Source organism: Deinococcus psychrotolerans (assembly GCF_003860465.1).
GTDB lineage: Bacteria > Deinococcota > Deinococci > Deinococcales > Deinococcaceae > Deinococcus > Deinococcus psychrotolerans.
Map to the genome: position 1 here is coordinate 2,065,001 of NZ_CP034183.1, position 20,447 is coordinate 2,085,447.

Sequence of the window (20,447 nt, forward strand, 5' to 3'; positions counted from 1 at the left end):
ATAGCGCTGCGCCGAGGCAGCAGCTCATTCCCATTGACGCCGACTGCGATTGTTACGCCTGCACCCACCACACCCGCGCTTACCTTGCCCATTTGGTCAAAGCCGAGGAAATGCTTGCGCCGCGCTTGCTGTCGCTGCACAATTTGCGCTACCTGCACCGCTTGGTGGAGCGGGCACGGGCCGCGATTGAAGTCGGTCAGTTTCAAGCGTGGGCGACGGAGTGGGGTGAGCGCTACTTCAAGCGTCCTTCGAATGCGGACGGGTCGGCTCAGGCGCTTCCGGAATGGTTTGCCCGTGCGGTGCGTGGGGAGGGTTAGCCCGCTCGACTTCGGCCAGCGTATTTTTCCACTGGCTCAGCACGGTGGCGATGACCACCAAACCTCCTCCCAGCAAGCCGCGCAGGCCAACGCGCTCGCCAATCAGCACGAAGCTAAACAGACTGGCAGTGACGGGTTCGAGCGCGTAGATGATACTGGCCTCGGCAGCGCTGACCCACCGTTGGCCGGTGGTTTGCAGCAAGGTGGTCAGGCTGGTGGCGACGACGCCCAAATACAGCAGCCCGCCCCACTGAGCGCTCGGCGGCAGCAGTTCCGCGCCGGAGAGCAGCGCCCACAGCCACGCCAACACGGTGACGCTGGCGAGCTGCACCAAAGTGAAAGGCAGTGCGGCGTGGTGCTGAGCAGTGCGGTCTAAAGTCAAAATAAAACCCGCGTAACTCACGGCGCAGACCAGCGCCCACAAATCACCCACGACCAGTGCCCCGCCTTCCCACGACAGCAGCGCTAAGCCGGTGACGGCCAAAGCCACCGCCGACCAGAGGAAAACGCTTAGCGGGCGGCGCAGGGCAATGGCCTGCCACAGCGGCACCAGCACCACACTCAGGGCCGTGATGAAAGCGGCGCGGTTGGCCGAGGTGGTTTGCAGGGCAGTGGTTTGGGTGCCGTAGCCGACGATCAGCCACGCGCCGACCAGCAGACCGTCTTTCCAGAGTGAGCGCTGAGGTGTTGGAGAGGAGCCGGAGTCGGCTAAAGGCGTGGGAGAGAAGCGCCGCCAAAACAGCAGCAGCGGCAAGGTGGCCAGAGTGCCTATGGTAAAGCGCCAGGCGATCAAGACTTGCGGCGAGAGTGTTTCGCCCAGCGTTTTGACGATGGCAAAGGTGCTGCCCCAAATGCAGGTGACGACGATGAGGAGGGCGATTCCGAGGGTATGGCGAGGCATCCGGCTGAGTCTAGCGGCTTTGGTCGGCGGCGCGTTTCTAAAGGTCTGATCGGCTGGGCATCATCTGGGTCATCTGGAAGTTTTTAGACTGAATGAATGAAGACAAAGACGATGTTCTCCGCTTTCCTGCCGCTGTTGGCCGCGCTGTCGCTGGGTCTGGCGGCGGCTCAGACTGCTCCCGCTGCTGTGGCCGCGCCGATGTCTGCTGCCGAGACCGCTCAGAAGGCCAGCGACCTCGCCGCTCAGGCCCGCTCCACCTTGCCCAAGGCCGATTGGAACATTGACCGCACGCCTTGGAAACAAGCCGCCGCCGCCGCCGACCAAGCGGTGAACGCCGAGCCGAACAATCCCGATTACTTGCAGCTGCGTGCCAACATCTACACCGACGTGGGCTTTTGGAAGCAGGCTGAGCGCTCGTGGGACACTTATTTGACGCTCAAGCCTGACGACAACGCGTCCCGCATCAAAGCCGCCAATGTGCAGTACAACATGGGTTATGCCGCTTACAGCCGGGGCGATTTGGTGAGTGCGCCGATGTTTTTTGCAAAGTGCAATCAGTTGCAGCCCAGCGACGTGGCCTGCGTCATTTGGAACGCCCGCGTGGCACTGGAAGGCGGCGATTATGCAGGTGCCACGGCGCTTTATCAGCAGGCCGCTCAGCTCGCGCCAACCGATAAAACGGTGCCTTACTTTTTGCAGATTGCCCAGAACGCGGGCAAGTACGGCCCCGCCGCCACCACCGCTTTTAGCCGGGCTTATGAAGCGCTCGATAAGGGCAACAAAGCCAAGGCCCTCACGCTTTATCAGCAGGCCACCGCCGCCGCGCCCAACTTTCTGACGGCTTGGCGCGAGCAGGGACGCTTGGCCTTGGAGCTCGGCAACTTGCCCGCCGCTACCGCCGCTTACACCGCTGCCGTGACTTTGCCCGAAGCCAGCGCCGCCGACAAGTACAATCTCAGCGTCGTGCAAGAAGCTCAGCAAGTCGGCCTGCCCGCCACCCAAGCGTTTAGAGCCGCTTATACCAAGTACACCTCGGGCGACAAAGCGGGCGCGGAAGCCGGCTTTGTTCAGGCTACCCAGCTCAGTCCCAAATACGCCAAGGCGTGGGCTTGGGCGGGCCGCCTCGCTTACGAGCGCCAAGCTTATCCGGTGGCCGCCTCGGCATATGGACAAGCCGCCGCGCTCGATCCGAATGACAAGACCAGCGCTTATTATTTGAAGCTGGCTCAGCAAGGGAAGTAATTGGGAAATGGGGACAGCGCTCTTGGTACGGAGCGCTGTCCCCATTGTTTTCTTTTTACTTTGCCGCTGCCAAAATAGTTTGGCGCTCTTCCCAGTACATACGGCCCCGCACTTCCGATTCGGCTTGCCAGCGCTCCGGATCATGGTCCTCGCCCAAAAATTCCGAGCGGGCGCGGTCATCTTCCTCAGTGGGAAGCCAAGTTCGCACGCGGGTGTGCCACTCGCCCAAGATGGTCCAGCCGATAGCACTGAGTTTGTCCGGCACTCTAGGCGAGTCCAGGGTTGGGCCGACGTACAAAAATCGGGCTTCCGGCGCGGCGACTTCCGGCAGGTGGTCAATCACGCTGGTCGGCCCCCGGCGCGACACCACCAAGTCGTAAGGGCCGCGCAGCATCATTGACAACTCGCTCTTACCGTCCCACACCGCGAAAGCGGCTTGGGGAACTTTTTGGCGGGCGATCTTAATAAACTCTTCCTCGCGGTCATAGCCTGTCCACGCGGCGGCGTAACTGCCAAAGCGGGCCGCGTCCTTGCCGTCGGCGCAGCCGGCTTCCAGCACCCACATGCCGCCCGCGATCAGATTTGACAGCAGGGCGTCATAGATGAGCTCGGGGTCGGGGCCGTCGGTGTGGCGTTTCCACGGATGGTCGTAGGTTCCCAACTCGCGGGCTATTTTGGAATACCACTCACGGGAATGCGGCTTCATCACTTTTAAGAGTTTAGCAGCCGCTTGAACTCACAGTCACTTGAACCTAGGGCTGCGCCTCGTTGGAGCTGATCTTGAAAGGCACGGCAACGACTGGCCCCTCCGCTTGCCGCTGTGCCCAGACTTGGTCGCGGGCATTCAGGACGTGGCCGCTGCACCGCACCTCACGAATCAGGCTAAGGTCTAAGTCGTGGATGAGCCAGTCCGGGACGTTGAAATCGCCCGCCGCCACGATCCCGTTTTCGGGCAAGCCGTCGTCGGCGGGCGCGTAGATAGCGGCTGCGCCCACCGCCGTTTCAATGGCGTAACTCCACGGCGCGTCGGCGAGGCAAGGCGCGTGAACGGCGTAGATCTGATTCTCCAAGGCGCGAGCCATGCCGCCTACCCGCACCCGCGTATAGCCGTGCGCCGAGCCGGTGAAACTGGGAATCAGCAGCACGTCCATGCCCGCCGCCGCCTGCTGGCGGGCAAAGTCAGGAAACTCGGCGTCATAACAGATATTGACGCCGAGCTTGCCGTACTCGGTGTCAAAGACTTTGACGCCCTCGCCGCTGTCAATACTCCATTCCTCAGCTTCAAAGCGGGTCATCACCAATTTGTCTTGAAAGCCGGCTTGCCCGTCCGGCCCGAAGAAGTGAGCGCGGTTGACGAAGTGGCCAGCCGCCACCTCAACAGGAAAGCTGCCCGCCAACACATAGACGCCGTACTGACGGGCCAAGCGGGCGTGCAGCTCCAAAAAGGCTGGCAAGAAGGTTTGCAGCGGTTCCCGTTGGGCCTGAACATCGTCCCAGAGCGCGGGCGGCAGCAAGCTGATCAGTTCGAGTGAGGCGTACTCGGGAAAGATCAGCACGCCCGCTTGGCCCGCCGCGCCACCAGCCACCCAAGCGCTGAGCCGAGCTTCGTACTCGTCCCAGTGGGAATACGGTTGGCAGAGGTAAGCGGCGGCGGCGACACGCAAAGTCATGAGCAGATTCTAGAGCAGCGGTGGGCTACGGCCGACCTGAGGCTTGAGGTAAGGGTTGCTTAAAAGCGGATATTTTGCTGCAACGTCGAAGCCAGATTGAGCGTGGCGAGGCAGCCCAATGCTCCGTCGTTGAAGGTGGCGTTCAGTGCAAGGGTAGCGGTATTGGGCGTTGCCGTCCCATTTTTCGTGACGATGGACTTGAAGTCGCCCCACTTGGCTTTGAGCATCATCGTGCTGCTGGACACGCTGTAGCTGCTGGCCGTCTTGGTGAGGGTCAAAATGGTGTTGGGGCTGGTGCTCACCGTCTGGCTGCCGCTGGCGTCTTTGACCGTCAGGCTGAGCGTGTTGACGGTCATGGTCAGGGGACTCGCGCCCGGCGCACATGCCAAGGTCACGCCGCTAATCACGATGGGAATATCTAAGCCCGAAGGATTCTGGAGTGCCGAGGGCAAGCTGCTGGGGTCGAAGTCACCAAAAGAAATCGCCGGACTGGTAAACGGCACGGTATAGAGAGCTTGAGCTTGCAAGCTCAGTGGTGTGGCTCCAGAAGCGCTCATCGTGCCCGTCAGCTTGGCGTTGGCCAAGGGAATCACGCTGACCGCCGTATTGTCGGCTGCACTCTGAATGATCGAATTGCAACCGGCCAGTGTCAATGCGCCCACCAAAACCAAACCCGCCTGATAGATTTTCACGATTTACTCCCTTTGCTCTCATATAGAGAACGCAATTCGAGAGTAACAGTGAGTCTGTTAAAAATCTGTTAAATTTTTTGGTGTCTAATCTTACTTTTTTCGTGAAGACAAGGTATTAACGAATCATGAAGGTACTCACATCTGAGCCCTGAAGACCGCCGCTGCTTAGTGCGACGGCCCCGATTTTTGGCCCCTCTTACCACTCACCTCTTCTCGTACTTCGGCCACCAGTAAGGTGCAGGCTTCGGCGCAGGGGATGCCGCCCGGCACACCATCAAAAAAGGTTTGATGTAGGGGTTCGTCCGCCCACAAGCGGGTCTTGAGGCAGCCGCCGCAGATCTCGCTCGCCACCGTTTCGACTTGTTGGGGCGTGGCTTTTTGCACTTTGGCATAAATGCCAGTCTGGCGTCGGGCGGTGGCGGCCCAGGGCGTGCAGCGCAGCGCGTGGTGATGCTGGGCGTAGCTTTCTTCCACCACAGCCGGATACAAAAAGTGCAGGGCGCGGGGAAAGTCTTGCTCGGACAGTACTGCTCGCCAGCCCCGCGCCAAATTCCGCAGTGTGTGAACGGGCCGGTACTCGCCGCCCTCATCCAGCCGGACTTGGTCACGCACGCCTTCAGGAGTGACCACTGTTTTCAGGCCTTCATTGGCTTTGCCTTCGTCGAGGGCGTGACGGATTTCCACCATGCCTGACATAGAGCGTAGCAGCACCTCGCCTATGCGCAGCGGCCCGGCGCTCAGGCGCTGCCACACGGCGTTCCAAGCGTCTTGGTGGCCGCGTTCGAGGTCGCCGCCTCTGTCGCTGGCTCCGTGCGCTTCCTCGGCGAGCTGCACGATCACTTCGGCTATCGCTGGATGGGTGCCGACAGGCTTGCTGTAATACATGGTTTGCGTCTGGCCTTCGGTTCCAAGCCGCTCAAACACCGTGACCTCTCCGGTCAGACCGATGTCTTCGGGAATGGTTTCGAGCGTGTGCCAGCCTTCGGAAGCGAAAAACGGCACCAGTACGATGTTTTTGGCCTTGACGTGCTGCTGCCAGCCGGTAATTTTGGGTTCTTCGTCCAGGAAAAAAGCGTGGACTTCGGCAAATTTGCCGCTCTGGCGCATACGCTCAGCATTTTGATACACGATTTTGTTGCTGTTTTCGTTGCGGGTGGTGCCGTGTCCCAGCACGATCAGGGCGGTGTCTTCGGCATTCAAATCTGGATAGGCTTCGTGGGCGCGGGCCACAATCACTTCGCTCATGCGCGGATGCACGCCGTAGGGCAAGGTGTATCGCACCGTGCGCCCCCCGATGACGCGGGCCACACCGGACGGCGGCACCGGCCCTTGGTGGCCGAGGCCGAGTTCGCGCGGAATCACCGTTTCGGTAAAGTACCCCTCGCTAATAAACATCGGAATGACGGTGACATCGGTGTAGCGCACGGTTCTGAGCACTTGGCGCAGCGACGGCTCTTCTTTCCAGTAGCCTTCGACCACCTCGTCAAATAGGCCGTGACTTCGCAGCAAGTCGGCGTAAGCGTAGACCGCCGCCGCCGATTCGGGATTGAGGTGGGAACCGTGACCAATGAGCACCAGTGAACGCATAGTGGTAAATTTAGCGCCCAGCCGCGCTTGGCCTTGTGAGATCGGTTGTTGTTTGGGTTATTTGTCCTGCTCGGCGGGCCGTTTTTTGGATCAGATCTTGGGCTGGATCATCCTTTGGGTATGGCTGCTCAAGTTGTCGCGGCCAAGCTGTCTGCCAGAGCGTGCAGGTAATTGCCCAGCGTTTCGGGGCGCTCCACCTGCTCGTTGGCGTGGGGGCGCAGCAGCGGCAGCGAACCGACCTGCACTGCCCAGCCCGCCACCGACAGCATCGCTTCGTCGTTGTCGCTGTCGCCAAAGGCCGTGACCCGCTCCATCGGGACGCCGAGCTGATGGGCAATGACGCTCAGGGCCGCGCCTTTGTCTGCGCCGCTGGGCGTCACCGTCAAAAAATCGGGGTAAGGCGGCTGGGCACCGGTATACACCAACTGTGCGTGCTGGCCGCGCAGGGTGTCGCGCCAGCTCGCCACTTCGGGGTGGTAAAAGCCCACTTTGATAATTTCGCCCATTGGAGCCTCGCTGAGCGGGTAGTGTTCTCGCCTCACCAACCATTCGGGGGCAGCGACTCCGGGCGGCATATCGACGTAAAGGGCGCTGCTGGTAAAGGCGATCACGCGGGCGTTGCCGAGCTGGTGGGCCAGCACCGACGCCAACTCTTCTTCGCTAAAGCGCAGTTCCTGATGCACCCGCCCCGCGAACTCGATGCGCCCGCCGTTGCTGGTGGCCACTGCCGCCGGTTGCGCCGCGTCCAGTACGCCGGAAGGTGGATGGTCGCGTCCGGTAACGATGGCCGTCTGAATCCCCAGACCGCGCAGCCGCCCAAGGGCCGTTTGGGTATGGTCAGGCACGCTTAAGCTGGCTTCCAGAATCAAAGTGCCGTCGAGATCGAAGGCGAGCAGTTGGGGGCGGTGTGTGGGCAAAGACATGGCTTTAAGCTAACGCAAGTGGAGGAGCTGCGGAGCAAGGCGGCGACTGCACTTGCAATGCGTTCCAGAAAAGAGAGCATAAAAAAAGAGAAAGACCCGGAAGCCTTTCTCTTGAGCTTAAAATATTAAGCCGAGCAATGTTCTAACGAGGTGTTAGAACTTACCAGCGATTGCCGCCGCCACTGCGTGCGAAGTTACCGCCGCCGCCACTGCCGCCGCGATCACTTTCGGGAGCCGCTTTGGTGACCACGATGTTGGCGGCTTGGGGGCCACGACCATTCTTGCCGGGTTCGATATCGAACTCGACTTCATCGCCTTCATTGAGCTTGCGAAAGCCCGTCGCCTTGATGGCGCTGTAGTGCGCGAACACGTCAGGCTGACCTTCGCACTCGATGAAACCGAAACCTTTTTCCGCGTTAAACCACTTTACTCGTCCTGCAGCCATACATCTCCTTGAGTCATTCCAAGTAAAACCACACACTTGTTCGTTGATAGGTGCGGGGTCTCGACCTTTTGGCGAACTTGGAACTTCCGCATTTTCGCCGCTCTGACGTTCCTACATTGTGGATTACGCTACAAAGTGGGCCATTTGACCCATACCAGATTAAAAAATCCGCCCTTCTCAGGCGGCGATAGAATAAATATAGCGCGGTATTCAGGAGAAGTCAAATTCATACATTGAGATCCGGACAAAAGTCTGTATACCAGGGGTATGACGACGCTTGGTGTACTGGAGAGCAGTTTCATCGAGACGCAGACGCAGCCGTACTGTGACCTGTTTCGGGATGCACGGCTCTACCGCAGTTTTCAGGCCGCATTGGGTGGCATTCTGGCGAGTGGGTCTACGCGATTGAGCCAGATGGCGCGAGCTGCCCCCGGTACGGGCGCAGCTCCCCATGCCGAACGCCGCTTGCGGCGTCTGATCCATCACGAACATCAACGCGCCGATCTGCGACCCGAGACGCTGGAAGATCGGCTGACGACCTTGGGCGCTCAGCGTCTGGCAGGTCAGGATGAGGTGGTCGTCGTCATGGACGGCTCGGACCTCCGAAAGCCCCACAGCCAGGCACTCGAACATCTCTCGACGGTTCGCTCGCTCGACGGTCATCCGGTCTCGGGCTATCCGACCCTGAACGCCATTGGTCTGACGCCCGATGGACACCTTGCTTTGCTTTACCACACGCTCTACAGCCCTCAAGCGCCAGGCTTTACCAGCGCAAATACGGTGATCATCGACGCCATCAAGCGCATCGTGCAAGCGCTGCGGGCCGCAGGGGTCGGGCGCATGATCTTCGTGCTGGATCGGGGCTTTGACGACCTCAAGCTGATCCGGCTGCTGGTGCAGCTCAAGGTTCAATTTGTGATTCGGGTCAAGCACGACCAGCGCACCACCCGGCTGACCCCAACCAGTATTGAACTCCCTCTGGTCGATGCTGCCGGTCACGCCAGCGTGCAAGACCAGTTCGAGTTGAAGCGTCCCGTCGTGACCGACGGGAAGGTCAAGTGGCGCAAGACGCCCGCGCAGGTTCGCAGCCGTGAAGTGTTCATTGATGGTGGACGACTGAAGCTCAACGTGGTCAAGCTGGAGTTCAGCGTGCCGCTTAAGAACGGCCAGGAGCAGGGCTGGCTGCTGCTCACCAATACCGTCTTGTCCACAACGGCTCCTGGTGCCGTCGTGCGCCTGTATCTGCAACGCTGGAGCATTGAAGAGGTCTTCTCGTGGACCAAATCCGCGCTCGGCTGGGAGCAGGTTCAAGTGCTCGACTTCGATGCCTTCAGAACCCTGGTCGCGCTGGCCTGGATTGCGGCCTCATTTGTGTTCGATCTCGGCGAGTCCCTGGACTCGCCCCAGCTTCAACTCCTGGCCCATCTGGGTGGTTACATCCCCCACAAAAACAGACCGCCAGGCAAGAAAATCTTGCTCTTGGGGCTGCTCCGACTCGCCAATGCATATTTGGTCGCCCATGCACAGCCAAAAGATGCGCTGCCTGATCACGTTGATACTCTCCTACACAGCCTTTTTGCTCGCCGCTGACTTTTGTCCGGTTCCCAACATACACTGGAAAGTTGCGCGGTAGAGGGCGCTTGGACTTTACTTGACCGACTCCAGTACCACTTTTGCCAGTTCCCGCGCCACGGCTGGCCCCACCAAATCGGCTTTCTCGCCGCCGAGCAGCAGCCAGTGGCGCTCGGTCAGCGGTTCAAACAGCGGCCAGCCCCCTTGGGGGAGAGACAACCAAGCGCCCGGCACGTCACTGACGCTGCGGCCCAGCTCAAGCGCGGCGGTGCCGAGAGCGGGTAGAACGTCCATGGTCCTCAGCACGTCTTCTAGGGTTTCGCGGCGCAGGCCCACCGGTACGCCGCTCAGTCGCCCGCCGGTGGGCGCGTAGCCGTGCGGGTCGCGGTGATGAACCGGCGGCACGAGGGTCAGGCCCCCGGCGTAGGGCCGCAAGGTCAGGTTCGCCGCCCGGAGAACCGGGGTGGTGTCGCTGGTGTCGACGTTGAGGCGCGGCAACTGCCGGTAGGCTCGCGCGTGGTGCGTCACGCTGCCCAGTGCGTTTTCGGCGAGGTGCGGCCCCTCGGCTCCGGCGGCCACGATCACCTGCCCCGCCTCAAGCAGGTGCGTTTCGTGAACGACGACCTGGTGGGTGTTGGTGACGCTGAGGCGGCTGAGTTTGACGCCAGTCTGGGTCGGCTGAGCTTTCACATTCAGCATCAAATCGGCCCCCGTCCGAACGGCGCTCTGGGCGGCGCGGGTGGTCAGTGAGGCGGCGCTGTAACTCAGGGCCAGAGGATCGAGGCGGGCGAAAGGCAAGGCGGCGAGGTCCGCTAGATCGGCGGGCAGGCCGCTCACTTCACGGCTGGGCACGCTGCCGTCCACACTGTTTTCTAGCAGCTCCACCATGCCGCGCGGCAAAGTCGGCGCGTCGCTCTGGCCGGCCTTGCCCAGCCCGCCGTCTTCGGGGCTGAGGTCGCCCGTCAGCAGGCGGCGCGTCCAGTCGGCCTGTGCGCGTTTGCCGGGCGGCACATCGAGCGCCGTCCAGATGCCGGGAGCCAAAATGGTCGCGCCTTCTTCATTGGGCAGGCCGCCTTGATCGAGCAGCAGCAGCTTGAGACTGGGGCGCTCCAGCATCAAAAAATGCGCCGCCAAGCTGCCCATCCGGCCTGCGCCCAGCACCACCACGTCGTAGGGAACAGGCTCAAACGTTTGGCCGACGTGCGCGTAGACGTTACCCATGTTCTCGGCTCAGTGTCTGCTGCATCTCAAAGCAGTATGGCCCGCTCTCACCGGCTGGGGGGCGGTTCTCACGTCATCCACCAACAAAATTGGTTAAGCTAGCCTTCATGCGTCTGCCCCCTGCGCTGCCCATCCTTGCCTTCGCTCTGTTGGCCGCCCCATCTGCCGCCGCCCAGAACGTGCGGATTTTGATTGCCAGCAGCGCGGCGCTGAGCGTCAACACCGCGCCCAGCACCGCCCTTTCTACGTCCACGACCCGCTGGAATATCGGGGTGCGCGGCGGCAAGCTGACCCTCGGCGGCCAAGACACCGGCAGCGAGGTGCTGAGTTTGCCGCCCAATGCTGGCGGCACGCTGGAAGTCGCGGGCCACCGCTACCGGGGCGGGCTGACCGTGCGGGCGGTGGGCAGCGGGGTGCAGGCCATCAACGTGGTGGACATCGAAGACTACCTGCGCGGTGTGGTGCCCGCCGAGATGCCGCCGCTGTGGCCGCAGGCGGCGGTGCGGGCGCAGGCCATCATTGCCCGCACCTACGCGGCGGCCCGCATCAATCCGGCTGCGCCTTACGATTTGTGCGCCACCACCCAGTGCCAAGTCTACGGAGGGGTGGCCAAAGAGCACCCGCTTTCAGACGCGGCGGTGCTCTCGACCCGCGCCGAGGTGGTCAGCAGCGGCGGCAAGTTGGCCGACACCTACTTTTCGGCGGATTCCGGTGGCTACACGGCCAGCAGCTTGGAAGCGTGGGGCCGCGACATCTCCTATCTCAGGGCGCAGCCCGATCCGGCCTCACCCAGCGCTCAAAAACCCTGGGTAATCGTCTCTGCCCTTGGCACGGTGCAGGAGGTGGCGGCCCGCTACGGCGTGCGGCTGGGCAAACTCAGCGCGCTGAGCGTCAGCAAAGCCAGCACCTCGGGCCGGGTGATGGAACTGAATCTGGTGGGTGAACTCGGCAGCAAAATCTTAGCTGGGGCCAACGCGGGCGGCTTTTTGCGCTCGCTGGGGGCCAAGTCTTCCAAGGTGCGCCTCAGCGTAGACAGCGCGGCCCTGACGCTGACCGGCTCCGGCTCCGGGCACGGGGTGGGGCTGTCGCAGTGGGGAGCGAGGGGGATGGCCCAGAGCGGCAAGAGCGATCTGGCGCTGCTGGACTTTTACTATCCCGGCGCGAGCGTGAGCGTGCTGACCGAGAGCCAAGCCGACGCACCGGGGCCGCAACTCGGCCCGACGTTGCCGCTCTCGGTGGCGGCGCGGCGCGGCTTCGGGCCTGCTTTGATGGCCTCTGCTGCTGAACAGCTGCACTCAGATCATCTCGGTGCGCCTGCATTCAGTCCATTTGACCTCGCCAACCTTGCCAGCCCTCCGCTTTTCCCGATGTCGCTTCCGGCTGATCTGTGACCCTGTGATTCGTCAGGCCGCGCCGCTCCTCCCGCTGACACCGCGCCCGCACAGCCGCGCCGCTTCGCTGCTGGCCGGTTTGCTGGTGCTCGGCCTCGGCACGGCGCAGGCCCGCACGGTGCGGATTATTCAGGCCGACCGGCTCGAGCTGAGCAAAGTGGACGATCAAGACATCGTGGTGATCAGCGGCGACAGGGTAGAGCTGCGAATAGACGACGACGTGGTGACGGCCACCCGCGTGGAATTTAACCGCAGCCGCCGCACCCTGACGCTGATCGGGCCGGGGCGCTACGACGCGGTGGACGCCAGTGGCGCGGTGCAGCACCTCGGCGGCTCGGATTTGGTGGTCAACCTCGGCAATCAGGCGATCAGCGGCGAAGACGTGATTATCAGCGACGCCGAATTGGAGATTCGCGGCGAGATGGTGGAGCGCATTCCGGGCCAGCTCACCGCCCAGAACAGCTATTTCACGCCCTGCGCCAAGTGCGGGCGCACCCCCGACGATTACGCCTTCAGGGCCAAGCGGCTGCTGTTGTATCCCGGCGACCGCCTCATCGGTTACCAAGCTACCTTGCTGCTGGCGGGCACGCCGGTGCTGTACTTGCCGATTGTGGCGCTGCCGCTCAATGACCCTTCGCGCCAGCCCAAGCTCAGCTACACCAACGACAAGGTCGATGGACGCACTTTCAAAGCGGATTTACCGTTCGCGTTCAGCAGCAATACGCTGGGCACCACCTTCTTGCGCTACTACCAAAACCGCGCTCCGAGTTTTGGCGGCGGCGGCGAATTCACCGTCTACGCGCCGCTGCCGTACTTAGACCGCCTGAACGTCTACGGCTTGGCCGAACCCAACCCCGCCGACGCTCAGGGCAACTTCACCAGCGGCTACGCCATTGATTTCAACTTTGCCGCCAAAGGCCACGCCGACTTGGACAACACCGCGCCGGGCGGCCTGGTGTACAGCGTCTCCGGCGTCCGCAAAGCCATCGGGCTGCTCGACAGCGACCCCAACAAGGGCGTGACGGCCATCAACGCGCAGGCCGACGTGACGGTGATCAATGTCAAGGGTGTCAATAACGTCAAAATCGGCGTGACGGTGGCTGACCAGCGCGGGTTAGATCCAGCCCTGACTTTGGCCGCGCCGCTCAAGAAACCGGAAGTGGTGATCGACCCTGATCCGTATCTAGTGACGTACCGGAGCGGCAGCACCCTCAGCGCCGACTTCAAGTTCACGGTGGGCGACTACGAGGCCGCCAGCAACCCGCTCAGCCGCTCGGCGGTGCTGCAGGGCCCCAACTACGCCGCCGCCCGCGTTCAGGAAGAACACCAGATCACTTATCTGGCCCGCCCCTGGCGCAATGCGGATCTCAATATCAGCAACACCTTCACGGGCCGCTATTACCTGACCGGGCAGCGCACGGTGGATTTGAGTATCGGCGGCAGCTTGACCCAGGCGTTTGGGGTGCGGGCCTCCAGCGGTGGGTACGCGCCTCTCTACAGCGCTTACGGCACACCGATCAACTTGCCGAGCAGCGCGGGCAGTTTCACCGTCAAATACACGTACTTGCGCCGCGAGGGAGTCAGTCCCTTTGCCTTCGACCAGATTCAGAGCAAGCTGCTCAGCGCTCCGGTGGGCTTCGCGCTCAACCTGACGCCCGCTTCCGGCGTGGCCGTCCGGCTCACGCAGGACTACGACCTGGTGTTGCCTGCCGACAAGCAGCAGCCCGCCGACCTCAACATCAGCGTGGCGCAAGAACCGCTGCAGCTCAACCTCGATATCAAGCACGACTTTTTTGAAGGCCAATTGGAAAGCGTGACTGGGAGCGGCTCATTCGGCGCGTCGGCGGCGCGGGGGCTCAACGTTTCGTTTGCGGGCAGCTACGATTACCGAACCGGCCCCGCGCCTTTTACCACCACCGTCAAGGCGATTGGCGGCGTGAGAACCAATACCTTTGGGGTGTCGTTGGTGCAAGACCTCAAAAAGCGGGAGCTGCAAAGCGTGACGGTCAGCGCGGGCGCGGTGGCCACCCGTGACGCGGTTCTCAATCCGGTGACGCTGAGCCTCAGCGAAACGGTTAATTTGCAGTCGCCCAGTGTGGGCGGCACGCTGAATGTCAACTGGCGCGACTACGCTTTTTCCAGCACCCACAACCTGACTTTGCCCAAAGGCAGCGTGCAGAACCCGGGTACGCCCAATGCCTACACCAACGACACGGTGTATTTCAGCGTGGGCAACGTGCCGGGCGGGTACTCGTCCAATCAAAACTCGGCCAGCACCGCGCCCAGCAGCGTGAATTGGAACCTCAAATACGGCGGCCCCTACGACCTCGGCAACACCGAGTGGACGCGCCCCAGTCTCACGGCGGCGCTCACCTCCACCCGCCCGGCTCAGCGCCTGAGCGCCCAAGTCAGTTTGGCGACGCCCGGCAGCTTGCAAAAAGACGCTTTTTATGTGCAGAGTGCCAGCGTCAGCGGTGACTGGCAATTTGGCCGCCGGGTGGCACTGAGTGGGCTGGCCAGCTACACCCGCGCTCCGGTCTACGGCCCCAATCAGCCACTGAATGAGACCTTGAGTTTGCAGCCGCTGGCGTTCAATTTCACCTTTGGCCGCCAGGACAAACCCGACGCCTCGCTGACCGCCACCTTTCAGCAAACGCTGAGTTGGGTCAACGGCGTGCGCACCGACACCGCCCCGCTGCAACCCGTCTTGCTGCTGACCGTCGACCGCTGCTGCTGGGCTTTTCAGGCCGAGATCAATCCGGTGGCCAAGCGTTTCCGAATCGGTCTGGTGATTCCGGGCGCGGGCAGCATCTCGGCGTTTGACAACACCGCCGGGGTCAGCACTTTTCCGGTCTTCAACTTGAACAAGTGAATACTTAAATAAGCAACTCAAGTCTGCTGCTCCACTTTCTCTTTCTTCTTCCTTCCGAAAGGAGCCACCATGCGCCGCTCAATGTTTTTCTTGCCCCTTCTCCTTCCTGCCGTGCTGAGCGCCTGCACCGGCACCACCGAAGACGCCGTGACCATTCGGCTGGCGGTGTTGTCGGGCACCGGCAGCGCGGCCGCGCTCAGCACCGTGGACGTCGGCAAAACGGGGGTGCAGCAAACTGCCAGCGTTCCGAACGCGGTTGACTTGGCAACCTTGCCCGGCGGCAATAAATTGGCCCTGCTCTACACGGATCACCTGGAAACCCGCGACGCCAACTTGGCCAATCCGGTTTCGCAGCCCAATCCCACTGACGCGGCCTTTAGGCCCTGCTACGTCAAGTTGGAAGTCAGCGCCGCGCTCGACCGTTTGGCGGCGCTCTCGGACTGCGGCAATGGAGCGCTGCAACAGGTGGTGGTGTGGCGCAGCGACGGCAGCGTGTCGTTTAGCGCCACCTTACCCGCGCCGACGCCCAGCACGCCGCGGCAAACCCGTCTAGCGGTGCAGGGCGATACGGTCTGGGCGGTGCATCCGGCGGTGGGCAGCGGCTCGGAGCTGCTGAGGGTCAGCCGCAACAGCGACGGCAGCAGCAGCCTCGCCTCGCCAGTCAGCGTGCCGACCATCAACGATCTGGCCTTTTTCAAGGGAGCGCTGTACGCGGCGGTAAGCAGTGGGGTGCAGACGCTGAGCAGCAGCGGCACTCTCACGGCGCTGCCCGCCACCACCCAGCTCAACACCCCTGCCAGCAACTTGTACAGCAGTGACCGCTTGCTGGGCGCTTGGCAAAGCGGCTCCAGCGCTCCGCTGCTGATCTGGAACGGCAGCAAGACCGGCATTCCCGCTTATTTTAGCGATCTGCGCGACGTGACCTACGCGCCCGACGCCACCCTCTACAGCTTAGACGCCACCACTCTGACCCAGTTTGACAGCGCTTACGGCTTGGCCGGCAACGGCTGGCGCAACACTCCCCTGGCCACCTTCAACAACCCCCGCGCCGTGACTTGGCTGGTGCCGATCGCCGCGCCGGTCAGCCCTCCAGCTCAGCCCTGACTCCGCTCAGCTTTTGGCAGTAGCCTCGCTCTGCCCAGCGTCAGGCGGCTGCCCAGCGCCGCGCCCAGCAGATCAAACCACCAATCGCTGATGCCCGCCTCGCGCCCCGGTACGAAGGCCTGGTGAACTTCGTCAAAAGCCCCGAACCAAGCCGCCAGCACCCAGCCCAGCGTCCACGAACCGCTGGCACGGGCGGCGCAAAACCCCAGCGCGGCGTAGCTCACAAAGTGAGCGGCCCAGTCGAGCGGGTGCGGCAACGGAATGCCGATGGGGTCGGCGCGGCTGCTCAGCACCCAGATCACGGCCATCAGCGCCAGCGTGGGCAACCACCAGAGGCGGTTGGCGGGCGGGTGCAGGGCAGGGGAGAGCGGAGCCGTCACTCGCCCCGCTCCGCTGGATGTTCCACCAGCTCGATGAGGGTGCCGCCGCTCCATTTGGGATGCAAAAAGGCCACCCGCGTTCCGGCGCGTCCGGCTTGGGGCTCTGCGCTGATAAAGACCGCGCCCAACGCCGAGAGCCGCTGCATTTCGGCTGCCAAGTCACTGACCCGGAAGGCCAGATGGTGCAGGCCCGCGCCGCGCTTGGCCAAAAAAGTGGCGATGGGACTGCTCTCACGGGTGGGCATCAACAGTTCGATCAAGCTGCCGCCGATCTCGAAGGCCCGCACCCGCACGCCCTGTCCCGGTACGTCTTCGTCTGGCCCTTCTGGGTGCAAGTTGAGCGCCAAGTAAGCCGCGCTCCCGCTGTCTAAGTCGGGCGTGGCCACCGCGATGTGGTCTAAAGTCAGGCCGCTGAGATAAGGAGCGGCGAGGGCGCTTGAAGCAGTCATCTGAGCAGTTTAGCTGACCTTAGCTCAGCGTCCGGCCTGAGGGCTGCGTCTGACCCAAATACTGAATGGGGGAGCTGGCCGCTTGCCTTTCCCCCGCACGGCGGGTCAAACTGCTGGCGTGCTTGAACAGCCTGAAGCTTCATTGCTGCCGCTCCTGAGCGTCCTCACCGAGCAGCCGCACCCCCTTGGCCGACTGGCCGCGCAACTTAACCTCAGCTTGGCCCAGCTCGGGGAGCAGGCGGGCGAGCTGCAACATCTGGGCGTGCCACTTGAGCGCTCGGCGGCGGGCTTGGCACTGGCGACCGGCACACCGACGGTGCGGGCGCTGCGGGCGGCGGGCTTCACGGGCGCTTACCGCTACTTGCCGCAGGTCGGCAGCACCCAAGACGAAGTGCGGCGCTGGGCAGACGACGCGGCTGGGCCAGCTCCGGCGGGCGCGGTGGTGCTGGCTGAGCAGCAACTCGCCGGACGCGGGCGGCGCGGGCGAACCTGGGCGGCGCAGCGGCAACGGGGAAGCGCCCTGCTTTTTAGCGTGCTGCTGCGGCCTGAGCCGTCAACCGAGCTGGCGCTGTGGCCACTGGCAGCGGGGGTGGCGCTGCGGGAAGCTTGCCTGAGCGTGTTGCCGCCCGGTTCGATTTCACCGGGCCTCAAATGGCCCAACGACCTCATCACGCCGGACGGCCGCAAGCTGGCAGGCATCTTGCTGGAAGTGGGCGTGCGCGGCGGCGCGGCGCAGCGGGCGGTGCTGGGCACTGGAATAAACGTCACGGCGGCCCCCGAGTTGCTGGCGGCTGATTCGGGCCGCTCGGCGGCGTGCTTGGCCGATTTGCTGCCGCCGCAGACAACTTTTGCCTTTAACCGCGCCGAGTTGCTGGCCGCCGTGCTGGCTTCGCTGTCGGCTTGGCTCAGCGCTCCCAAGCACATCGTCTTGGCCGCGTGGCGCAGCGCCAGTTTCACGCTGGGCCAAGACGTGCGGGTACAGACCTCCGGCGGGCCAGTCAGCGGACGGGCGCTGGATCTGAGCGATCAGGGCGAACTGCTGGTACAAGTCGGTGCGGGCCAGATCCTGACCATCGGCGCGGGAGATGTGGAACTGATCGGTGCGCTCCGCTAGACTCGGCATCTCAGCCCCTGGTTTGAGTGCCCACCCCAAAGGAGAACCATGACCCAGCCTACTTATCCCACCCTATCCAGCATCGCCGTCTCTCAACCCGGCCTAATTCGCAGCGCCGCGCTCGTGCTCGGCGGCGCGGCGCTGGTGGCCGTCTGCGCCCAGATCAGCATTCCGATGTATCCGGTGCCGCTGACCTTGCAAACGCTGGCGGTGCTGCTGGTCGGTGCCGTGCTCGGCAGCCGCAAAGGAGCCGCCGCGATGCTGACCTACTTGGCAGCGGGCGCGGCGGGCCTTCCCATCTTCGCGGGCGGGGGCGCGTCGCTGCTGAGTGCCAAAACCGGACAGCTGACGCCCACACTGGGCTACCTGCTCGGCTTCGTGCTGGCGGCGGGCTTGGTGGGATTGTTGGTGGAGCGCTTCGCCGCTGACCGCACCCCGCTCGGCACCGCGCTGGCGATGCTGGTGGGCAACGCGGTGATTTATATTCCGGGCTTGCTGCTGCTCGGCACCCTGACCGGCCTCAAAGGGCAGGGACTGCTGGCGGCGGGTTTGACGCCGTTTTTGCTGGGCGACGCCATCAAATTGGCGCTGGGCGCGGCGCTGCTGCCGGGCGCTTGGGCACTTTTGCGACGCCGCTGAGCTCACTCCCCCTCAACGCAAATCTCCAAACTTATCCACAGGCTTATCCACAGGGCCTGTGGATAACTTGTGGATAAGGTCGGTGAGGAAGTGAAACAGCTGCTTCATCAGAAAGGCTCAAAGCCGTTCCAGACGAATCAAAACCTATTTATTCGCGGCGCTGAACGTTCCCAAAAGTTATCCACAGTGAAACGGAGGGCTGTGGATAACTTTTGTTTAACGGCGCTTTTTGACCTCCCAGCGATCGTTCAGCGGCTCCTCAGCGCTGACTTGGGCCGTCGGCTCGGCGCACCGCTTCCACGAAGGCCCGTACCAGGGCGGGGTCTTTATGACCGGGGCGAACTTCTAGGGCGCTGACTGCGTCCACTCCAGCCGGACGCAGAGCGCTGATGGCCTGCGCCACGTTGCTCGGCCCCAAGCCGCCCGCCAGCCAAGCGCCCACCGGAAACGCGGGGGTCAGCGCGGGCCAGTCGAGCGGCTGCCCGCTGCCCGGCTGCGGAGCGTCCAACATCAGCGTGATGGAGCTGCCGGGTGCGGGGACATCCATCTGACCCAAGTCGGCGGGGCCCACCACCCGCACCACCGGATGAAAGCTCGCCAATTCTGCCCACTCAGCCTCGCTGTAGCGGTCATGAATCTGCACGGCGGACAAGCGGGCGGCGTCGGCGAGGCGCAGCACGTCTTCAGGGCTTTGATCCAAAAAGACGCCCACCCGCCCTACACTCGGCCCCACCGCCAGCGAAATCTGCCGCGCCGCTGCCGCGTCGATGCGCCGCTTGCTCACTGGCGCAAAAATCAGTCCGATGGCGTCCGCGCCCGCCTCAGCCGCGCTTAAAGCGTCACTGAGATTGGTGGTGCCACAGATTTTGACGCGGGTGCGGGCAAAAGACATGGCGAGTAAGCTAGCACACCCGGCGGCCGAGGTGTTGGGGGCATTTGGCTCAGGCCGCGCCGAAGGCCTGGCGCAGCGACAGCGCGAACACCTGAAAACTCAGGCCCGGATTGGCGTAAGCTTCCAGCGCTCCTTGCAGGGCTTCGAGCGCCGTGTCTGCCGCCGCCCGCACCGCGCCCGTCTCGGGCTGCCAAACGAAGCGCAGGGCTTCTGGGTGAAGGGCTGCCGAGAAGGTCTTTTCCAGCGCGGTGGCGGCCTCGAAAGCGGGCCACAGCCCTGCCCGTACCGCGTCCGTGAGGCTGCGGGCATCAGAAAGCGCCGAGCGCACCGCTTCCACGTCGCTGAGCAGTCCGGCGCGGCCAGCGGCGAAGGCCAGCAGTTCGGCGTCAACCGGGCAGCCTTCTTGTTGCAAGTACTTTGCCAAATCGCTCTGCGGCGCGGGCGGCACGCCGAGGCGGCTGGAACGGCTCACCAACGTGGGCAACACCGAGCGCACGTCCTCGGCCAGCAGCACGAACAGGGCGCGGTGCGGCGGTTCTTCGATCAGTTTGAGCAGGGCGTTGGCGGTTTCGGCGTTGAGGTGCTCAGCACCGTCAATGATGACCACCCGCCGCCGGTAAGTGGGGCGCACTTCCAAAAACTCGTAGACGTGCTGCTCATAGTCTTTGTCGCGGTCACGTGAGGCCAGCACCGCGCCGATCGGAATGATTTTGCGCCGGGCGGCTTTGCCGGTGCTGGTGGTGGTGCGTGGAGCCAGCACCAGCACGTCGGGATGAAGGTCCAGCGCGGCGGCGCGGCACGAAGCACACTCGCCGCACGGCGCTTCCTTAGGCCCCCGCTGAGCGCAGTTGTGCAGCGCCGCCACCACGCTGGCCAGCGCCCGCTTGCCCACCCGCGCCGGGCCGGTCAGCAGCCAAGCATTGCTCTGCGTCTGCGCGAGCGGAGGCAGCAAAGCCGCGTGCGCGTCCGGCAGGGGCGGCAAACGGGGCGGGGCGAGCGTCATGGCTGCACCCACAAGCCGCTTCTCGCCCTTTTT

General features: G+C 63.3%; 20 protein-coding genes (1 of these 20 cut by a window edge). 8 read left to right on the forward strand and 12 right to left on the reverse strand.

Annotated features, from left to right (window positions below):
- A protein-coding gene (tgt, locus tag EHF33_RS10200) for a tRNA guanosine(34) transglycosylase Tgt (RefSeq protein WP_124870884.1) crosses the window boundary here: on the forward strand, nucleotides 1–317 show its 3' portion. 871 nt of this gene lie to the left of the window's left edge; the window shows 317 of its 1,188 coding nt (coding positions 872–1,188); its start codon lies beyond the left edge, outside the window; its stop codon occupies nucleotides 315–317.
- On the opposite strand, the gene EHF33_RS10205 is transcribed toward tgt, so the two are convergent.
- Nucleotides 238–1,218, reverse strand: a complete 981-nt coding sequence (locus EHF33_RS10205) for a DMT family transporter (RefSeq protein ID WP_124870887.1) — start codon at nucleotides 1,216–1,218, stop codon at nucleotides 238–240. The two genes, tgt and EHF33_RS10205, sit on opposite strands and share 80 nt — an antisense overlap.
- Before the next feature lie 96 nt (nucleotides 1,219–1,314).
- On the opposite strand from EHF33_RS10205, the gene EHF33_RS10210 reads away from it, so the two are divergent.
- Complete coding sequence (locus tag EHF33_RS10210) at nucleotides 1,315–2,460, forward strand: tetratricopeptide repeat protein (protein ID WP_241191133.1); 1,146 nt, start codon at nucleotides 1,315–1,317, stop codon at nucleotides 2,458–2,460.
- Nucleotides 2,461–2,515: 55 nt separating this feature from the next.
- Here EHF33_RS10210 and EHF33_RS10215 read toward each other — a convergent pair whose 3' ends face one another.
- From EHF33_RS10215 to EHF33_RS10240, 6 genes are all read right to left on the reverse strand, one after another.
- The gene (locus EHF33_RS10215; RefSeq protein ID WP_124870890.1) at nucleotides 2,516–3,166 is read right to left on the reverse strand and encodes a class I SAM-dependent methyltransferase; all 651 of its coding nucleotides are present in this window, start codon (nucleotides 3,164–3,166) and stop codon (nucleotides 2,516–2,518) included.
- A 46-nt stretch (nucleotides 3,167–3,212) separates the two neighbouring features.
- Nucleotides 3,213–4,130, reverse strand: coding sequence for a carbon-nitrogen hydrolase family protein (locus tag EHF33_RS10220; RefSeq protein WP_124870893.1), 918 nt, complete (start codon nucleotides 4,128–4,130; stop codon nucleotides 3,213–3,215).
- 59 nt (nucleotides 4,131–4,189) lie between these two features.
- Complete coding sequence (locus EHF33_RS10225) at nucleotides 4,190–4,822, reverse strand: hypothetical protein (RefSeq protein WP_124870896.1); 633 nt, start codon at nucleotides 4,820–4,822, stop codon at nucleotides 4,190–4,192.
- A gap of 165 nt (nucleotides 4,823–4,987) precedes the next feature.
- Complete coding sequence (locus tag EHF33_RS10230) at nucleotides 4,988–6,409, reverse strand: DR2241 family protein (protein WP_124870900.1); 1,422 nt, start codon at nucleotides 6,407–6,409, stop codon at nucleotides 4,988–4,990.
- 128 nt (nucleotides 6,410–6,537) lie between these two features.
- Nucleotides 6,538–7,332 carry an HAD hydrolase family protein gene (locus EHF33_RS10235; protein WP_124870903.1) on the reverse strand — a complete coding sequence of 265 codons (795 nt, stop codon included), beginning with the start codon at nucleotides 7,330–7,332 and terminating at the stop codon, nucleotides 6,538–6,540.
- Nucleotides 7,333–7,492: 160 nt separating this feature from the next.
- A complete protein-coding gene (locus EHF33_RS10240) occupies nucleotides 7,493–7,777 on the reverse strand; it encodes a cold-shock protein (protein WP_124870906.1) in 285 nt (94 codons plus the stop codon).
- Nucleotides 7,778–8,044: 267 nt separating this feature from the next.
- On the opposite strand from EHF33_RS10240, the gene EHF33_RS10245 reads away from it, so the two are divergent.
- Complete coding sequence (locus tag EHF33_RS10245) at nucleotides 8,045–9,367, forward strand: transposase (protein ID WP_124870787.1); 1,323 nt, start codon at nucleotides 8,045–8,047, stop codon at nucleotides 9,365–9,367.
- Nucleotides 9,368–9,424: 57 nt separating this feature from the next.
- Here EHF33_RS10245 and EHF33_RS10250 read toward each other — a convergent pair whose 3' ends face one another.
- A complete protein-coding gene (locus EHF33_RS10250; RefSeq protein WP_124870909.1) occupies nucleotides 9,425–10,570 on the reverse strand; it encodes an FAD-dependent oxidoreductase in 1,146 nt (381 codons plus the stop codon).
- Nucleotides 10,571–10,677: 107 nt separating this feature from the next.
- On the opposite strand from EHF33_RS10250, the gene EHF33_RS10255 reads away from it, so the two are divergent.
- The 3 genes from EHF33_RS10255 to EHF33_RS10265 all read left to right on the forward strand — a co-directional run bounded on the left by EHF33_RS10255 (nucleotide 10,678) and on the right by EHF33_RS10265 (nucleotide 15,937).
- Nucleotides 10,678–11,961, forward strand: coding sequence for a SpoIID/LytB domain-containing protein (locus EHF33_RS10255; protein WP_124870912.1), 1,284 nt, complete (start codon nucleotides 10,678–10,680; stop codon nucleotides 11,959–11,961).
- Between the two features lie 4 nt (nucleotides 11,962–11,965).
- The gene (locus tag EHF33_RS10260) at nucleotides 11,966–14,833 is read left to right on the forward strand and encodes an LPS-assembly protein LptD (protein ID WP_124870915.1); all 2,868 of its coding nucleotides are present in this window, start codon (nucleotides 11,966–11,968) and stop codon (nucleotides 14,831–14,833) included.
- Nucleotides 14,834–14,902: 69 nt separating this feature from the next.
- Nucleotides 14,903–15,937: a hypothetical protein gene (locus EHF33_RS10265; RefSeq protein ID WP_124870918.1), complete on the forward strand. Its 1,035-nt coding sequence runs from the start codon at nucleotides 14,903–14,905 to the stop codon at nucleotides 15,935–15,937.
- Here the strand turns inward: EHF33_RS10265 and EHF33_RS10270 are convergent.
- The gene (locus EHF33_RS10270) at nucleotides 15,928–16,317 is read right to left on the reverse strand and encodes a VanZ family protein (RefSeq protein WP_338135019.1); all 390 of its coding nucleotides are present in this window, start codon (nucleotides 16,315–16,317) and stop codon (nucleotides 15,928–15,930) included. The genes EHF33_RS10265 and EHF33_RS10270 overlap by 10 nt on opposite strands.
- Entirely contained in the window at nucleotides 16,314–16,766 is a 453-nt protein-coding gene (locus tag EHF33_RS10275) for a VOC family protein (RefSeq protein ID WP_124870924.1), read from the reverse strand. The genes EHF33_RS10270 and EHF33_RS10275 overlap by 4 nt, the downstream gene beginning before the upstream one ends.
- Nucleotides 16,767–16,884: 118 nt before the next feature.
- Between EHF33_RS10275 and EHF33_RS10280 the strand changes: the two genes are divergently transcribed.
- Entirely contained in the window at nucleotides 16,885–17,880 is a 996-nt protein-coding gene (locus EHF33_RS10280) for a biotin--[acetyl-CoA-carboxylase] ligase (RefSeq protein ID WP_124870927.1), read from the forward strand.
- A gap of 48 nt (nucleotides 17,881–17,928) precedes the next feature.
- On the forward strand, nucleotides 17,929–18,519 hold the full coding sequence (locus tag EHF33_RS10285; protein ID WP_124870929.1) for a biotin transporter BioY: 591 nt from the start codon (nucleotides 17,929–17,931) through the stop codon (nucleotides 18,517–18,519).
- 259 nt (nucleotides 18,520–18,778) lie between these two features.
- Here the strand turns inward: EHF33_RS10285 and EHF33_RS10290 are convergent, their stop codons facing one another.
- Complete coding sequence (locus EHF33_RS10290; protein ID WP_124870931.1) at nucleotides 18,779–19,411, reverse strand: phosphoribosylanthranilate isomerase; 633 nt, start codon at nucleotides 19,409–19,411, stop codon at nucleotides 18,779–18,781.
- A 49-nt stretch (nucleotides 19,412–19,460) separates the two neighbouring features.
- Nucleotides 19,461–20,414, reverse strand: a complete 954-nt coding sequence (locus EHF33_RS10295; protein ID WP_124870934.1) for a DNA polymerase III — start codon at nucleotides 20,412–20,414, stop codon at nucleotides 19,461–19,463.
- Nucleotides 20,415–20,447 lie beyond the last annotated feature (33 nt).

What these genes read in the sequence shown, in the direction of transcription:
- EHF33_RS10205 (WP_124870887.1), bottom strand. Translation starts at nt 1,218, where the DNA reads ATGCCTCGCCATACCCTCGGAATCGCCCTCCTCATCGTCGTCACCTGC.
- EHF33_RS10210 (WP_241191133.1), top strand. Translation starts at nt 1,315, where the DNA reads ATGAAGACAAAGACGATGTTCTCCGCTTTCCTGCCGCTGTTGGCCGCG.
- EHF33_RS10215 (WP_124870890.1), bottom strand. Translation starts at nt 3,166, where the DNA reads ATGAAGCCGCATTCCCGTGAGTGGTATTCCAAAATAGCCCGCGAGTTG.
- EHF33_RS10220 (WP_124870893.1), bottom strand. Translation starts at nt 4,130, where the DNA reads ATGACTTTGCGTGTCGCCGCCGCCGCTTACCTCTGCCAACCGTATTCC.
- EHF33_RS10230 (WP_124870900.1), bottom strand. Translation starts at nt 6,409, where the DNA reads ATGCGTTCACTGGTGCTCATTGGTCACGGTTCCCACCTCAATCCCGAA.
- EHF33_RS10235 (WP_124870903.1), bottom strand. Translation starts at nt 7,332, where the DNA reads ATGTCTTTGCCCACACACCGCCCCCAACTGCTCGCCTTCGATCTCGAC.
- EHF33_RS10240 (WP_124870906.1), bottom strand. Translation starts at nt 7,777, where the DNA reads ATGGCTGCAGGACGAGTAAAGTGGTTTAACGCGGAAAAAGGTTTCGGT.
- EHF33_RS10245 (WP_124870787.1), top strand. Translation starts at nt 8,045, where the DNA reads ATGACGACGCTTGGTGTACTGGAGAGCAGTTTCATCGAGACGCAGACG.
- EHF33_RS10250 (WP_124870909.1), bottom strand. Translation starts at nt 10,570, where the DNA reads ATGGGTAACGTCTACGCGCACGTCGGCCAAACGTTTGAGCCTGTTCCC.
- EHF33_RS10255 (WP_124870912.1), top strand. Translation starts at nt 10,678, where the DNA reads ATGCGTCTGCCCCCTGCGCTGCCCATCCTTGCCTTCGCTCTGTTGGCC.
- EHF33_RS10265 (WP_124870918.1), top strand. Translation starts at nt 14,903, where the DNA reads ATGCGCCGCTCAATGTTTTTCTTGCCCCTTCTCCTTCCTGCCGTGCTG.
- EHF33_RS10275 (WP_124870924.1), bottom strand. Translation starts at nt 16,766, where the DNA reads ATGACTGCTTCAAGCGCCCTCGCCGCTCCTTATCTCAGCGGCCTGACT.
- EHF33_RS10285 (WP_124870929.1), top strand. Translation starts at nt 17,929, where the DNA reads ATGACCCAGCCTACTTATCCCACCCTATCCAGCATCGCCGTCTCTCAA.
- EHF33_RS10290 (WP_124870931.1), bottom strand. Translation starts at nt 19,411, where the DNA reads ATGTCTTTTGCCCGCACCCGCGTCAAAATCTGTGGCACCACCAATCTC.
- EHF33_RS10295 (WP_124870934.1), bottom strand. Translation starts at nt 20,414, where the DNA reads ATGACGCTCGCCCCGCCCCGTTTGCCGCCCCTGCCGGACGCGCACGCG.